Consider the following 14,901-nt stretch of genomic DNA (forward strand, 5'->3'; position numbering starts at 1 on the left):
GAGAATGGGGCTGTCCCATAAGCATAGTTGCTTGAGATGATCGATGACGCTTTAATGACATACAACTCTTGATTTTGGTCGTTTTGTGGGGAATCTCGCATCGGGGGGTACAGACCGTACGCCTATTACTCTTACCATCGATTATCTTGTAGAGCAACTTGAATGGTTTATGGAACAGCCCCTATAAATTCAGCAGTTAGAAAGGAGGGGAAGGGAATGGTCGCCGCACTGCGGAAATATTGGCCGCTGCACCTGATGATTCTCCCCGGGTTTCTGTTGGTGCTCGTTTACAGCTACGGTCCGATGGCCGGACTGGCCATTGCATTTAAGAAGTTTATGCCGTCCAAAGGCATCTTCGGATCGCCCTGGATCGGAATGGATAACTTTCAATTCGTCTGGTCGCTTCCGGATACCCCTCAGATTATTCGCAATACGATTATTATTGCCCTGCTGAAAATGATCGCCGGGCTGGTCGCGCCGATTATCGCGGCTCTCCTGCTTAACGAGGTTCGGAAGGCGGTGTTTAAGCGCACCGTTCAGACGCTGATTTATTTGCCGCATTTCCTGTCATGGATTATTCTGGGCGGCATTCTAATCGATCTTTTGTCTCCTTCACAGGGGCTGGTAAATAGAGCGTTGGGTCTACTCGGCATTGAGCCGATTTTTTTTCTGGGCGACAATCGCTGGTTCCGTTTTACTTTGGTTTTCTCTGATGTGTGGAAGGAATTCGGCTTCGGTACAATCGTCTATTTGGCGGCGCTGACAAGCATTAATCCGACGCTGTACGAGGCTGCGGAGATTGATGGAGCCAACCGCTGGCGTCAGACATGGCATGTGACCTTGCCGGGCATGCTGCCGATCATCGTACTGCTCGCCACGCTCAGTCTCGGTAGCGTGCTTAATGCCGGCTTCGATCAAGTATTCAATTTGTACAGCACGCCTGTGTACGAGACCGGCGACATCATCGATACCTATGTGTACCGGATCGGTATCCAGAAAGCGCAGTACGGCATCGCCACGGCGATTGGTTTGTTTAAGTCCGTCGTTTCGCTCATTTTTATTTCTATTTCTTACTTTCTGGCCTATCGATTAGCCAACTATCGCATTTTTTAATATAGAAATGGTATTAAGGAGGGGGTACAGTGGGCGTTAGGATGTCACGCGGTTATCGCCTGTTCTCCGTTATGAATCATTGCTTTCTGTTGCTTCTGGCTATTGCTTGCGTTCTTCCGCTCCTTCATATTCTGGCTCTGTCTTTCAGTTCGGCTTCCGCCGTTACCGCCGGCGAGGTGACGTTCTGGCCTGTCGATTGGACGTTGGCCTCTTATGAGAATGTGTTTGGTAAAAAAGAATATTTGGTCGCCTTCTGGGTATCGATTAAGCGTGTATCCATCGGCGTGTTCCTGAATATGCTGCTGACGATTCTGATCGCTTACCCGCTGTCGAAGGAAAATAGTCAATTTCCGGGAAGAACGATGTACGCCTGGTACTTTGTATTTACGATGCTGTTCAGCGGCGGTTTGATTCCGTGGTACATGGTCATTAAGGATACTGGATTAATCGGCTCGATCTGGGCGCTGGTTATCCCGTCTGCCGTACCTATCTTTAATGTGATCATCCTGCTCAATTTCTTCCGCGGCCTACCTAAGGAACTGGAGGAGTCGGCCAAGCTGGATGGGGCCGGATATTTCCGCGTACTCTGGCGGATTTTCGTGCCGCTGTCGATGCCTGCGCTGGCTACGCTGCTGCTCTTTGCCGTTGTCGGCCACTGGAACAGCTGGTTTGACGGTCTCATTCTCTCTACCCGCACGGAGCAATATCCGCTGCAAAGCTTCTTGCAGACGATTATTATCAAGCTCGATCCGGCCTATCTGAGCTCGCGCGATGCGGAATTGTTCGCGCTGATGAACGATCGAACGAGCCGCGCCGCGCAGATTTTCGTCGCCGCGTTTCCGATTCTGATCGTCTATCCGTTCCTGCAGCGTTTCTTTATCAAGGGGATTGTGCTGGGCAGCGTTAAAGAATAACACCGGATGCGCGATGCGTGCATCTGCGAAGAAGGGGAAATCGGCTTTGATGAATAAAACGAGTTTACAACCCGAGAAGGTCCAATATATGCTGCGCCCTTTGCTGACGGTTTTGCAGGACGATGCGCTCTGGGCTTCGTTTATGGCGTATGCCCGGAGCATTCGCGCCGATGCGGTCATGGCGTTCAGCACGCATCTGGAAGCGAATCATCCCGATCTGGACACGCTTCGCGAGCGGATGCCTTTGTTCGCCAAGCGGTTCGCCGAAGTTCGAGCGGCGGGAATGAGTCCGATGGTCAACTACTACGTGACGATGGGGCATGCCCATATGCTGCCTGCCGAGCATGCCCAAGCGTTTACGGATATGGTCGACGCACAGGGAAGGAAGGAAACCGGCTGCCCTTGCCCGCTTTGTCCGGAGTTTCGCCGTTACATCGTGGAGGCATATAAGCTGTTCGCTTCGCTCGATGTCGACGCGATCTGGATCGATGACGATTACCGACTGTTTGGTCGAGAGGATACGAATGCGTTTTTATGCTTCTGCGATCGCCATCTGGAAGAGTTCGGCGAGAGAACGGGCGTATTGTACAGTCGTGAGGAGATCCAGGCTGCGCTGCTGAAAGATCCGCAGAGCTGCACGGCCGAGGAGCTGCAGCTTCGCCAAGATTGGCGGCTGTTGCAGGAAGACGTCCTTGTTGAGCTTGGCGCGCTGCTGCGCGATGCCTCCGAATCGGTCAACCCGAACATCCGCATGGGGCTGATGACCAATACGCTTGAGATGATGCTGCGCAACGGCCGGCATCTCGACGCCGAGATCCGAGCGCTGCGAACGGAGCGGCAGCCGGAGCCTTACGTCAGGATTGGCGGCGCGAGCTACACCGATGAGCATTTGCCGGGGATTCTCGATCGCTGCGTGACGTTCGACGCCATGGCTGCCATGATTACGGAGCCGAGCCGAATCGGTTCGGAAATCGAGCAATTTCCTTGGACGATTGGAGGCAAGTCTGCACGCGGTCTTGCTTTGGAGTTGTATTTGCTTACTGTGAGCTTCAGTCCGCTTCTGACGCTAAGCATCAATGACGGATTTCTCGGTTTTGACGACGTTTCGGGCAATTACCGGAAGGAGCTGTGGCCGCTCAAAGATTATTTGCAGGCGGTCACGGACGCTCTGACGGGCAAGACCCGCAAAGGTGCGTCGCTGCCGTTCCCCAATGATCCGGCAGTCACGGCCGGTATGAATCTGAACGGAGCTCCGCTGCCGCGGTTCCAGCATGCGCTGACCCGCATCGGAATCCCTGTTGCGCCTGACGACCGTACGCCGACGCTGCTCACTATAAATGAAGCGACGGCTTACGCGGAGGAGACGATAACGGCTTGGCTGAAGCAAGGCGCGATCGTGACCTCCGAGGCGTTCTACCATCTGTGCGCACGGGGAATCGTGCACGACTGTCCGATTCGCGCGGAGAAAGGCGATATGTCGCAGCGAACAACCTTGGAACGGATCACGGCTCCTCATGCCCCGGATTGGCTGCGCAACAAGGATGTCGTTTCCTGGCTTTATATCCCGCTGCACACGAATTATATCCTTTCGGCCGGAGAAGGAGCCGAGGTATGGTCCGAGCTTTACGATAATTTGGGCGGGCTGCAGTCTCCCGGTGTGATTGTGACGAAGCAGCCGTATCCGATGGCGGTTGTGGCTCATACAGGGGATCTGCTGAAGGAGACGGGACGGCAGTGGTTATACCAACATCTCATGTCCTATCTGACTGATGGAGAGTACCCGGCCATGGTGGAGCAGGGAGTCAACTTGTATCCCGTCTGGTGGGAGGGCGGTACGGAGGCGCTGCTGGGCTTGACGAATTTCAGTCTGGAGACGTATCCTTCACTCCAGCTATGGATTCCTACGCGTCGAAAGCTGGCGCGCGTCGAGCGGCTGACGCGTGCCAGCACTTGGATTGAGGCCGATGCCAGCGCGGCTGCGCATCCGGACGGCGGCATTCGGCTTACGCTGCACGGAGAAAGCGTGCCGGCTCCGGTTTCTTTTGCAACGTTTCGCTTAACCTTTGCGGAATGAATCGGGTTGTTTGAGGAGAGGGATGCGATGAAGATCGGCTGGGGTAGAAAAGAGATCACTCCGCCGGAGCCTGCGGCGTTGGCCGGCCAATTTTACGAGCGGATTGCCCGCGAAACGCGCGATCCGCTGATGGCGACCGCGCTTGCTTTGGAAGGTGCGGACGGAGAGCAGGCGGTTCTCGTTAGCTGCGATCTTATCGCGATAGAGAAGCATGTGCAGATCGGCGTGCGCGAGCGGGTGCGGCAGATCGTCCCGGAGCTTGATCCGAGCGCGATCCTATTGAACGCCACCCATACACACACGGCGCCGTACACCTATAGCGAATCGCTATGGATTCCGCTGTTCTGGACGCGCCAGCCGCCGGAAGCGATGACGCCTGAGACATACGCAAGCTTTGCGATTGGGCGGATCGCCGAGGCGGTTGCAGAGGCGTGGACGAGCCGAAGCGCCGGCGCGATCAGCCGCGGAGAAGGTCATGCCGCGCTCGGGTATAACCGCAGAGTCCTGTACGACGACGGTACGGCCAGCATGTACGGCAAGCTGGATGCGACGCATTTTTACGGCTTCGAAGGGCCGGAGGATCATCGGGTGGACATGCTGTTCACCTGGGATCGCAGCGGCGAGCTGACCGGCGTCGTTGTGAACGCTGCCTGTCCGGCGCAGATTAACGAGGGCGACCGGCGCGTGTCCGCCGATTATTTCGGCGAAGTACGTCTGCTGATCCGAGACAGATGGCAGCGGGACGTGCATGTGCTGGGTATAATCGGCGCAGCTGGGGATCAAGCGCCGTTTGACCTGATCCGTCGCCGATATTCGCAGCTTAGCGTCGACGATGAGCTGAGGTCGGCGGCCCGCAAGCTGGTCGGCACGATGGAAGATGCGTTTGAGCAGGCGCGGCTAGGGCGGGAGGATACGCCCGTGTTTCGGCACAAGATCCGAGAGGTGGAGCTTCCGCTGAGGATGGTTCCCAAGGTGGAAGCTGAATACGCGCTTGAGGAATGGGAGAAGTTCTGCAAGCGCTGCGAGTCGGAGGAGGAACCATCGGCGTACTTCCAATCTCTTGGCTTCGAACGACAGAACGAACTGCTTCAAGCCTGGAGCGTGCAAAACCGGTACAAGCAGCTGCAGCGGATGAAATTTTTCCGCTTTGAAATGCACACGCTGCGAATCGGGGAGGCGACGCTGGTCACCAATCCGTTCGAGCTGTTTACGGCCTACGGCCTGCAGCTCAGGGCTCGCAGTGCGGCTAAGATGACGCTTGTGTCGCAGCTGACTTGCGACTCCGGCGGCTATTTGCCAACGGCTGAGGCAGTGGTCAGCGGAGGATACAGCACACAATTGTTTAACGGGTTGGTTGGACCCGAGGGAGGTCGGCTGCTGGTGGAATATACGCTTCAGTCCATTCAGGAGCTGTGGGACCGGCCGGAAGGGGATGGACAGTGAACGCGATAACAATCAAGAGCATTGGCGATTGCACACTGGCGGAAATTACGGGGCTGTGGAACGTCGGCTTCGAGCAGCTCCACGGGTTAACGATTTTCCGGCGGTCGGGCGCATTTGATTGCGTGCCGTTCCGGCGGGAGAGAAGCGATCGTTACTTGTGTGTGCTGGGGATGGCCGAGGCGGTGAGGGCGCTGCCGCACTGCGAGGCGAATCCAGCGCGCGAAGATGGCCGGGACGTTGTCCGTTTTATGCTCGGGGAAGTGTATGGACCCTATGATGCGCCGATTGAGCGCATGCCGCATTATTTGCGTTCGACGAACGAGGCGGCGATGGAGGCTTTGGCAGAGGCGGGCTTCGAGAAGGTGTTCGAAGAATACCTGATGGTGCTCGGTTTTGGTGCGCAGTCCGGCCGAACGCCGCAATGACGGAGAAGGGGGCGCAAGCCCCTCATTTTCCAGCAGGCTGCAATGCGGTCAAAGTCTTTCATTCGATAGAGGGAGGTTATTGGGTGACAAGTATAGTCAATAGACGTGTACTGCCGATTGTAATTGCGATGAGCATAATGGTTTCTTTCTGGGGAGGAGGGGGAGCGGTTCGCGCGGAAACAGGCAAGAGCATGGCTGAAAAAGTAAGCGCTTTATTGGACTTGTCGGGACATTGGGCGGAGGATACGATGCTGCGTTGGGCAAGTAACGGACTGCTGACCGGAGACGGAGCGGGACGATACCGTCCGAACGATGAGATATCGAGAGCGGAGTTTGCAGCACTGATCGATCGTGTACTGAACTTGCCGCAGCAGGGTGCGGACGCTTATGCATTCTCAGATGTAGAGAGCGGCGCATGGTATGCCAGCGCGGTTGCCAGCGGCTATGCAGCCGGTATCGTTCAAGGTACGGACAAGGGCAAGTTCAATCCGACAACTGCGATTACGAGGCAGGATGCGGCAGTCATCGTTGCCCGCGCTTTCGGGCTGGAGGAAGAAGTGGCGGAGGAGGCAGGATTCAGCGACAAATCGCAGATTTCCGCTTATGCGTCCGCGTCCGTTGCCGCGCTGCAAAGCCGCAAGTACATCAGCGGTAGAAGCGGCAATCGCTTCGCTCCGCAAGAACATATCACCAGAGCGGAAGTTGTACGTATGATCGACAATGTGATGGGAGCGCTCGTTCAGGAGCAAGGAACCTACGAACGGGATTTTACCGGCAATGTGGTTGTAAATACTGCAGGCATAGAGCTGAAAAATCTCGTGATTGCCGGAGACCTTTACATTGCACAAGGCGTCGGTGAAGGCGATGTCCTGCTGAACAACGTGACGGTCAAAGGGAAGACGTATGTATTCGGCGGCGGGATTGACAGCGTGAAGCTTAAGGATTCCCGTTTGCTGGGTACGCTTATTGTCAATAAACGGAGCGGTCCGGTTCGCGTCCTCGTCTCCGGCGCGACTGCTATTGCTCGCGTCGTGATGCAAAGCGGGGGCATTCTGGAGGAAGGGGAATTGACCGGCGAGCAGATCGGCTTCCGCAATGTGGAAATCAATATAAGAGAATCGGCCAAATCGCGAGTAGTGACACTGAGCGGTCAATTCGAGGAAGTGCGCCACATTGGCGTTACCGTCAAGGTAGAGCTGAAGCAGGGGGCGGTCGTTGAAACGTTCGCCTTCGACGCGATTGCAGCCGTTACGGGAGCCGGAACGATTAGACTTGCAAACATTCGTGTTAGCGGTTCCAATCTGAGCAAATGGCCGGACAAAGTGAATTTCGGCATTCAGGTTACTGCGACGATCGAAGCGAAGTTGGTAGACAGGGAGCAGACGGGAGGCAATACGTCCGGTTCGGGCACAACTTCTCCAACAAATCCGAATCCGAACTCAAGTCCAAGTCCAAGCCCGAGCCCTAGTCCAAGTCCAAGTCCGCAACCAAGCCCTGAGCCGGACACCGAGCTGACAATTGTGCATGAAGGAAGCGCCGAGGCCGCGGTGGTCGTCAGCGGCACGGCCGACGATCAGACGCTGGCCGCTGCCAGCAAGCTGATCGGCTATATTAGAAAATCGACGGGGGTCGAGCTGTCCCTCCTAGCCGATCGTCTGAACTCGGATAGAGTGACAGCGGAGAACGGGACGATTCGGATTGAATTTGCCGAAACGCCTCTAGTTCAGCCTGCTTCGACGGATTTCAAGGTGCAGACGATCATTGACGGCATTGCGTCTATTAACGAGCAGCCAGCCAATGTAAGCTGGGACGAAAATACGAAGACGGCGACACTGACCGTTACGCGCGTCGAGAAATCGACGGTGCAGCAATCCTTGAAATATCAAATCAGATATAAAGGCGGGGAACCTTTTTCCGGACGGACGATTCTCATTCCTGCCAATCCGCGGGGTTCCTTGCTTAAGAACGGCTCCTTCGAGGCGGGGTATACCGGATACGCCAACGCCAAGCCATGGGAATATTGGAACGGAGGCTTCGAAGCGCCGTCCAGTCTGGTGGCAAGAAGTGCCGAACAAGCCAGAACCGGAGCGTACAGCTTGAAATTGTCCGGAACGAGTCTGGTATGGCCGAATCAAAGCGCCGCGTTGACCGGTTATGGACAGTATGAATACACCGCTTATTTGTATAAGCCGCAGGGCATGACGACAAACGGGACGGTTCAGATGTTCGTCAACTTCTTTGCGAACGACGGAACGGAATTGCAAAAGAATACAGGGCCGATCACGCCTGCGACCGTCAGCAACGGCGACTGGGTGCAGATGACATGGACGTTAAACGTTCCTGAGCAGGCTAACGGGAAGCAGGTAACCAAAGTGCTGGCCGGGTTCGAGGGCGCGAATTTCGCTGCGGGTGAAACGGTCTATATCGACGATGCGGCGTTGATCAATACCGATGCCGTCGACCAGGACGCGCCAGTGACCGGAAGTGAGGACGAGACGCTGCAAGACTTGCCCGAAACGTACGAAGGCGTTCAAATTTATCTAGGGAAAAAAGGGCTGACCGAGCAGGAGCAAGCACAATTGCTGGATGGGACGGTCGAGGATGGCTTTGTCATTCATCAGAATGGCCGCAGAATTACGATTGCCGGTCCGACGGCTTGGGGAACTGAGTTTGGCGTCGACGAATTTCTGGAGCGTTACGTCGGCGTGCGGTGGCTTATGCCTGGAGAGGATTGGGAGGATGTTCCGCAGGCGGCAAGTCTAGTCGTCCCGGTCGGCGATGAGGTGCAGCAGGAACCGGCCTTCTTCTCTCGCGCATTTGAAGAGCAGCTTGTGGAACTGCCCGTTCGCGCCGAGTGGGCGCAAAATCTGCGTATGCACGATACGATCAAGTTCACGCACAACCTGTTTCAAATGTTCCCGGTAGCGCAATACCCGCAATTTTACAGGCCGGGAACGATAGACAAAAGATGGGAGACGGAGCATCCCTGCTTGCAGGCGAACGGCATTGTCGACGAGGCCGTTCGCATCATCAACGACTATTTCGCTGCGAATCCGGATGCCACCTCTTATTCGCTAGGAATGAACGACACAACGGAGTGGTGCGAGGCGGACTCTTCCGATCCTGCGGCAAAGCTGAATTCCATCGGCATGGTGGATATGTCTGATATTTATTTCGATTGGGTGGACAAAGTGTCAGAGGGCGTCTTCGCCGTGCATCCGGACAAATATCTTGGCGCCTATGCCTATTTTAACGTGTACGATCCGCCGGTTCATGTGCAGCTCGATCCGAGGGTGGTCGTCTATATTACCGATGAGCGCGTATCATGGGGAGACCCGGACATGAAGTCGCAGGCGCAGGCTCTGTCGGAAGCATGGGCGCAAGTGGGCGCGACGGTAGCCTTCTACGATTATGTGTACGGTTCTCCTTACGTATTGCCAAGAACGCCGTTCCAACTGCTCGCGGACGAATACCGCTATGCGGCCTCTATTGGAGTCGGGGCTTATTACAGCGAGCTTTATGCGAATTTTGGGGAGGGGCCGAAGCCTTATTTGTCGGCCAAGCTGCAATGGGATCCGCAGCAGGATGCGGTAGCGCTGCTGGACGACTGGTACGAGCGGGCGGTCGGGCCTGAGGCGGCGCCCGATCTTAAAGCCTACTATGCCATTTGGCAGCGTTTTTGGGAGCAGGACATCTACGACACCGAATGGTACAGCTCGTGGAAAAACCTGCCTGTCAGAACGAACTTTATGCCCTTGAATTCACCGGATTACTTAAGGGACGTATCGCTGGCGGAAATTGCCGTAAGCCGACAGCTTCTCGAATCCGTCGTCGCCAAGGCGCAGACGCAGCGGCAGAAGAAGCGGGCGAACGACTTGCTGCGTATGTTCGGATATTATGAATTGTCAAAGATGAGCTATACGGACATGATTGCCGAGGTCGCCGTGCCGACAAACGATGCCGAAGCGGCGGACATACTGGACAACATTCTGGACAGAAACGCCAAGATGGATCAGAGAAAGGCGCTTTTTGCGGACCTCCAAACGCACGAGCTGTACTTCCAATATCGGGGGGCGCTTAATTGGGGAGGCGTTTCGAGCAAAGAAATCAAGGCACTGTCAAGCTGGATAGCGGATCACCCGGATAGCGAGATCGTGGAACGCATGGAACAATTGTCCGTAACCTCGCCTTTTTCGGCCGTGCGGAACGCAGTGAAGCTGATTTTGCTGTCACGGGACGGAACTACGGTCAAGAACCCCGGCTTTGAGACTGGAATGGCGGAATGGTTCAGCTTCTCCGACACCATTGCCGAGCTGACGAATGAGGCTAACTCCGGCAATCAGGCGGTAAGGGTGCAAGCGAGCAGCGTTGAGCAAGACGTATTCGTGGAGAGCGGCAAAACCTATAAGCTGGTCTTTTATGGAAAAGCTTCGGGAGGGGCAAATGCGAATCTGGTCGGCATGAACTTCTGGGACGTTCCGGGAGTTGGCCTGACAGGGGCGCACGTGACGGTGAATTCGGATCAGTATCGGAAGTATTCGGTTACGTTTACGCCGCCTGAAGGATTCTCGCATGTGACGATCGTCATTTACAAGCCGGCAGGCGCAGGCTGGGTTTATGCGGACGATTTCGTTTTGACGGAATTGTCGGCTGACGATCCGACGCTAATCGCAGTAACCGGGGAGAACGGAACGGTGCAAGCTGTCTTCGACGACTCTCCGGATGCAGTGCCTGCCGCTGCGGACTTCACGATACGGGCGATTGTGGATGGGGAGGAGGCGACGGTCGAGCAACCAATCGCAATTAGCTGGAATGACGCCGCGCATACGGCAACGTTAACTGTACAGAGTGTCACCCCGGCTCATATGGCCCAAACGGTCCAGTACCGGGTGACGTATAAAGGCGAGAATACATTACTGAGCCCGGAAATCACCATTGCGGCCGATGCGCAAGCCTCCGCGCTGAGGAATTCTTCTTTCGAAATCGGATACGGCTCAGAAGTCCATGCCCGGCCTTGGGAATACGGCTGCGGGGGCAACCAGGCCTGCGTCACGGCAAGAAGCAGCGAACAAGCCAGATCCGGGCAGATCAGCCTTAAGCTGTCGGGAGCAACCTGGGCGATCTGGCCGAGCCAGTCCGTCTCGCTAACCGGTTACGGAGATTATGAATTTACCGCCTATCTGTATAAGCCGCAAGGCTTGACGACAAACGGGACGATTCAGATGTTCGTCATCCCTCAGTCGGCGGACGGTGCGAATTTACAGAGTGCGTATGCGGGGCCAATTATATCCGCTACCGTCAGCGATGGGGATTGGCATGAGATGAAATGGACCGTTCCTATTCCGGAGCAGATCAACGGGACGCCGGTCGCCAAAGCGATGGTCGGGTTTGAAGTAATGAACTTCGGGACCGGCGAGACGATTTATTTGGACGATGTCACATGGGTTCGTAAGTAAGCGGGAGACTAACATCCAAGCGCAGTCTGCATCAAGAGAAGAGCCCATGCCGTTGCGCATGGGCTCATTATTGTTCGAGCAGAGATTGACATTTCGCTGAATAGATAATATCTTTTAAACGAAAAGATATTATCTTGATAAAAGTGGCGAGATGAAGATGAAAAAGCTGGCTCACGAAGAAGTTTTGCGGTTGATGGAAGAGAGAATACGCTCCGGTGCGTGGAAGGCTGGCGAGCGACTGCCGACGATGCGCCAACTTGGCGAGGACTTCGGCTACAGTGTGACTGCGGTGCGGGAGGCGCTTCGCGTGCTGGAGAGCCGTCGGGTCGTCAGCATCGAGCATGGTCGAGGCCTATTCGTTAGTACCGATCCGGAATTGCTGAGCGATCCCGGCGACAGACTGCGGGGGATGGAGACCCATTCGCTGCAGCGGCTGCTGGAGGCGCGGCTGGCGATCGAGCCGGAGCTGGCGGCTTATTGCGCCGTGCGGGGTACCGTTCCGCAAGCCCGGCTGATCCGTGAGTTAGCCGATCGGATGGAGGCGCAGCTTGCTGCCGGAGAGGATCATTTTACGACCGATATGCAGTTCCATCAGGAGATTGCGCAAGGGGCGGACAATCCGCTGCTGGCGCAGATGCTGGGCGTTGTGGCCGAGCTGTCCGCGCAGGGACGAAGGGAAACGGACAAGCTGCCCCATATGCGGGAGAAGGCGGCGGGTTATCATCGGCTGATCGCCATCGCCATCCAGGAAAGGCAGCCGGAGCAGGCGCGCGCATTAATGAAAGCCCACATTCAAGACATGCTGAACGCGATTCAGGAGAGAGGAAGCGGACAATGAAAATCACGAAAATGGAAACGTTTGTCGTACCGCCAAGATGGTTGTTTCTCAAAATCGAGACGGACGAAGGCATCTCAGGCTGGGGAGAGCCGATCATCGAGGGCAAGGCGCGAACCGTGCAAGCGGCGGTCGAGGAACTAAGCGGCTATCTCATCGGGAGAAATCCGCTCGACATCGAGGACCATTGGCAGACGATGTACAGAGGCGGCTTCTATCGCGGCGGTCCGATTCTGATGAGCGCGATCGCCGGGATCGATCAGGCGCTGTGGGACATCAAAGGCAAGTTCCATCAAGCTCCGATCTATCAACTGATGGGCGGAGCCTGCCGCAATCGAATGAAGGTATACTCCTGGATCGGCGGAGACCGTCCGTCCGATGTCGGCGAGGCGGCTTTGCTCGCACAGGCGGCGGGCTTTAAGGCGGTTAAGATGAACGCGACGGAGGAACTCCAATACGTCGATACGCACGAGAAAATCGACGAAGTGTTGGCTCGAGTCGCAGCGGTTCGAGAAGCCGTCGGTCCTCATTTTGGCATCGGCATCGATTTTCATGGCAGAGTTCACAAGCCGATGGCGAAAATATTAGCGAAGGAACTGGAGTCGTACCGTCCTCTGTTCATCGAGGAGCCCGTGCTGCCGGAAAACAACGAAGCGCTTCGGGAGATCGCCCGCGCCTCGCAAATTCCAATCGCTACCGGGGAACGGATGTTTTCGCGTTGGGATTTCAAGCATCTGCTCTCGGACGGTTATGTCGACATCATTCAGCCGGACGTCTCCCATGCCGGCGGCATTACCGAATGCAAGAAAATCGCGAGCATGGCGGAAGCCTATGACGTGGCGCTGGCTCCGCATTGCCCGCTCGGACCGATCGCGCTAGCCGCTTGTCTTCAGGTGGACGCAACGTGCCATAACGCCTTTATTCAGGAGCAAAGCTTGGGCATTCATTACAATCAAGGCAACGATCTGCTCGATTACGTGACCGATTCCTCTGTTTTCGCCTATACCGACGGCTATGTCGCGATTCCGAATGGGCCGGGGCTTGGCATCGAAATCGACGAGGCGCATGTTCGCAAAATGGCGGAGGTCGGACACGACTGGAAAAATCCGCTTTGGCGCCATGCGGACGGCAGCGTCGCGGAGTGGTGACGAAGAACCGGGCGCGTCGATTTCTGTTGTTGCGGAAGGCGAGCGTTTAGCCGCTGTGGAAATAAGGGCTGTCTCCTAAGCCAAGCAAGTCGCCGTGAAAATAATCGACAACAAAGTCGATTATCTCTCGCAGCGCTGCTTAGGGGACAACTCTTTTTTGTTTTTCATAAGGGGAATAGGCTTTCTTAGTTACCGCAAAGTAGTGTTATTTTTGTACAAAGTAGTATCACTTGCTGCCGATCATCCTTGATATGCTTGACGAGACGAGATGTTACGATACGCAAGGAGGCTAACTGAGTTGCTGAAGGTAGCTGTCATTGGAGCGGGAGCGATTTCGGGAGCGCACATCGAAGGCTATTTGCGTTTTCCCGAGCGCTGCCGCATTGTGGCGATCTGCGATATTTATCCGAACAAGGCGCAGCAGCGGATCGAGCAGTACGGTCTAAATGCGAGGGCGATCGGTGATTATAAGGAGCTGCTGCAGGAAGACGTCGATTTGGTGTCGATCTGTACGCCGCCTTATACGCATGAGACGCTTGCAACGGAATTGTTGGAAGCGGGTACACATGTAATTGTAGAGAAGCCGATGGCCTCCTCTCTGGAGGAGTGCGACCGGATGATCGAGGCTCAACGAAGGACGGGAAAACGGTTGTCTGCGGTTGCCCAGAATCGGTTCAAAACGCCGATGATGAAATTGAAGGCGGTACTGGACAGCGGCTTGATGGGCAAAATCGGCCATGTTCAGGTCGACTCATTCTGGTGGCGAGGCCACTGCTATTACGATCTCTGGTGGCGCGGCACATGGGAGAAGGAGGGCGGCGGCCCGACGTTGAACCATGCCGTACACCACATCGACGCCCTGCTGTGGATGATGGGCAGTCCGACGGAGGTTCAGGCGTTCATGAGCAACGTGGCGCACGATAACGCCGAGGTAGAGGACATTTCCATCGGTATGCTGCGATTCGCCAACGGATCTCTTGGTCAAGTGACCAGCTCCGTCGTTCATCATGGAGAGGAACAGCAGCTCATTTTTCAGGGGGAAAAGGCAAGAGTGTCGGTTCCATGGAAGGTGAAGGCGTCGAACTCGACTTCTAACGGCTTTCCCGAACCGAACGAGGAGCTTGAAAATCGACTGCAGGCGCTATATGACGGATTGCCGGAAGTGGAGCACGAAGGGCATGCCGGGCAGATCGACAATATGCTGACGGCAATTGAGACGGGTGCGCCCCTGCTAATCGACGGCGCCAACGGCCGGCAAACGCTGGAGCTGATTACGGCGATCTATAAATCTGCCAGCACAGGCGAGCTAGTCAAACTGCCGCTGGGGAACGAGGATGCGTTCTATACGAGAAGCGGCGTTCAGGCGAAGGCGACGCACTTCTATGAGAAGAAAACATCGCTCGATAATTTTACGACGCAGACGATTACGACCGGCAGCAGCTATACCGACCGTTCGTGACGTAAGAGCGATCAAGTGTCGGAGCGACGGTTAC

General features: G+C 55.7%; 9 protein-coding genes. All 9 read left to right on the forward strand.

All coding sequences use genetic code 11. The features are described 5' to 3' along the window. Positions 1–216 precede the first annotated feature (216 nt). Positions 217–1,113 (forward strand): ABC transporter permease, encoded by an 897-nt coding sequence (locus tag DFP98_RS01145; protein WP_116058717.1) that lies wholly within the window; start codon positions 217–219, stop codon positions 1,111–1,113. A gap of 41 nt (positions 1,114–1,154) precedes the next feature. After that, positions 1,155–2,027: a carbohydrate ABC transporter permease gene (locus DFP98_RS01150; protein ID WP_116058927.1), complete on the forward strand. Its 873-nt coding sequence runs from the start codon at positions 1,155–1,157 to the stop codon at positions 2,025–2,027. A 49-nt stretch (positions 2,028–2,076) separates the two neighbouring features. Next, a complete protein-coding gene (locus DFP98_RS01155; protein ID WP_147310114.1) occupies positions 2,077–4,101 on the forward strand; it encodes a hypothetical protein in 2,025 nt (674 codons plus the stop codon). A gap of 27 nt (positions 4,102–4,128) precedes the next feature. Beyond that, a complete protein-coding gene (locus DFP98_RS01160; protein WP_116058719.1) occupies positions 4,129–5,544 on the forward strand; it encodes a hypothetical protein in 1,416 nt (471 codons plus the stop codon). Continuing rightward, positions 5,541–5,969 (forward strand): hypothetical protein, encoded by a 429-nt coding sequence (locus tag DFP98_RS01165; RefSeq protein ID WP_116058720.1) that lies wholly within the window; start codon positions 5,541–5,543, stop codon positions 5,967–5,969. Before DFP98_RS01160 ends, DFP98_RS01165 begins: the two co-directional genes overlap by 4 nt. 83 nt (positions 5,970–6,052) lie before the next feature. Beyond that, positions 6,053–11,425, forward strand: coding sequence for a DUF4838 domain-containing protein (locus DFP98_RS01170; protein ID WP_181917417.1), 5,373 nt, complete (start codon positions 6,053–6,055; stop codon positions 11,423–11,425). A gap of 157 nt (positions 11,426–11,582) precedes the next feature. Further along, positions 11,583–12,263, forward strand: a complete 681-nt coding sequence (locus DFP98_RS01175) for a FadR/GntR family transcriptional regulator (protein ID WP_181917418.1) — start codon at positions 11,583–11,585, stop codon at positions 12,261–12,263. Next, entirely contained in the window at positions 12,260–13,408 is a 1,149-nt protein-coding gene (dgoD, locus tag DFP98_RS01180; protein WP_116058723.1) for a galactonate dehydratase, read from the forward strand. Before DFP98_RS01175 ends, dgoD begins: the two co-directional genes overlap by 4 nt. 298 nt (positions 13,409–13,706) lie before the next feature. Continuing rightward, a complete protein-coding gene (locus DFP98_RS01185) occupies positions 13,707–14,867 on the forward strand; it encodes a Gfo/Idh/MocA family protein (RefSeq protein ID WP_116058724.1) in 1,161 nt (386 codons plus the stop codon). Positions 14,868–14,901 lie beyond the last annotated feature (34 nt).

The organism is Cohnella phaseoli, from assembly GCF_003386235.1.
GTDB lineage: Bacteria > Bacillota > Bacilli > Paenibacillales > Paenibacillaceae > Cohnella > Cohnella phaseoli.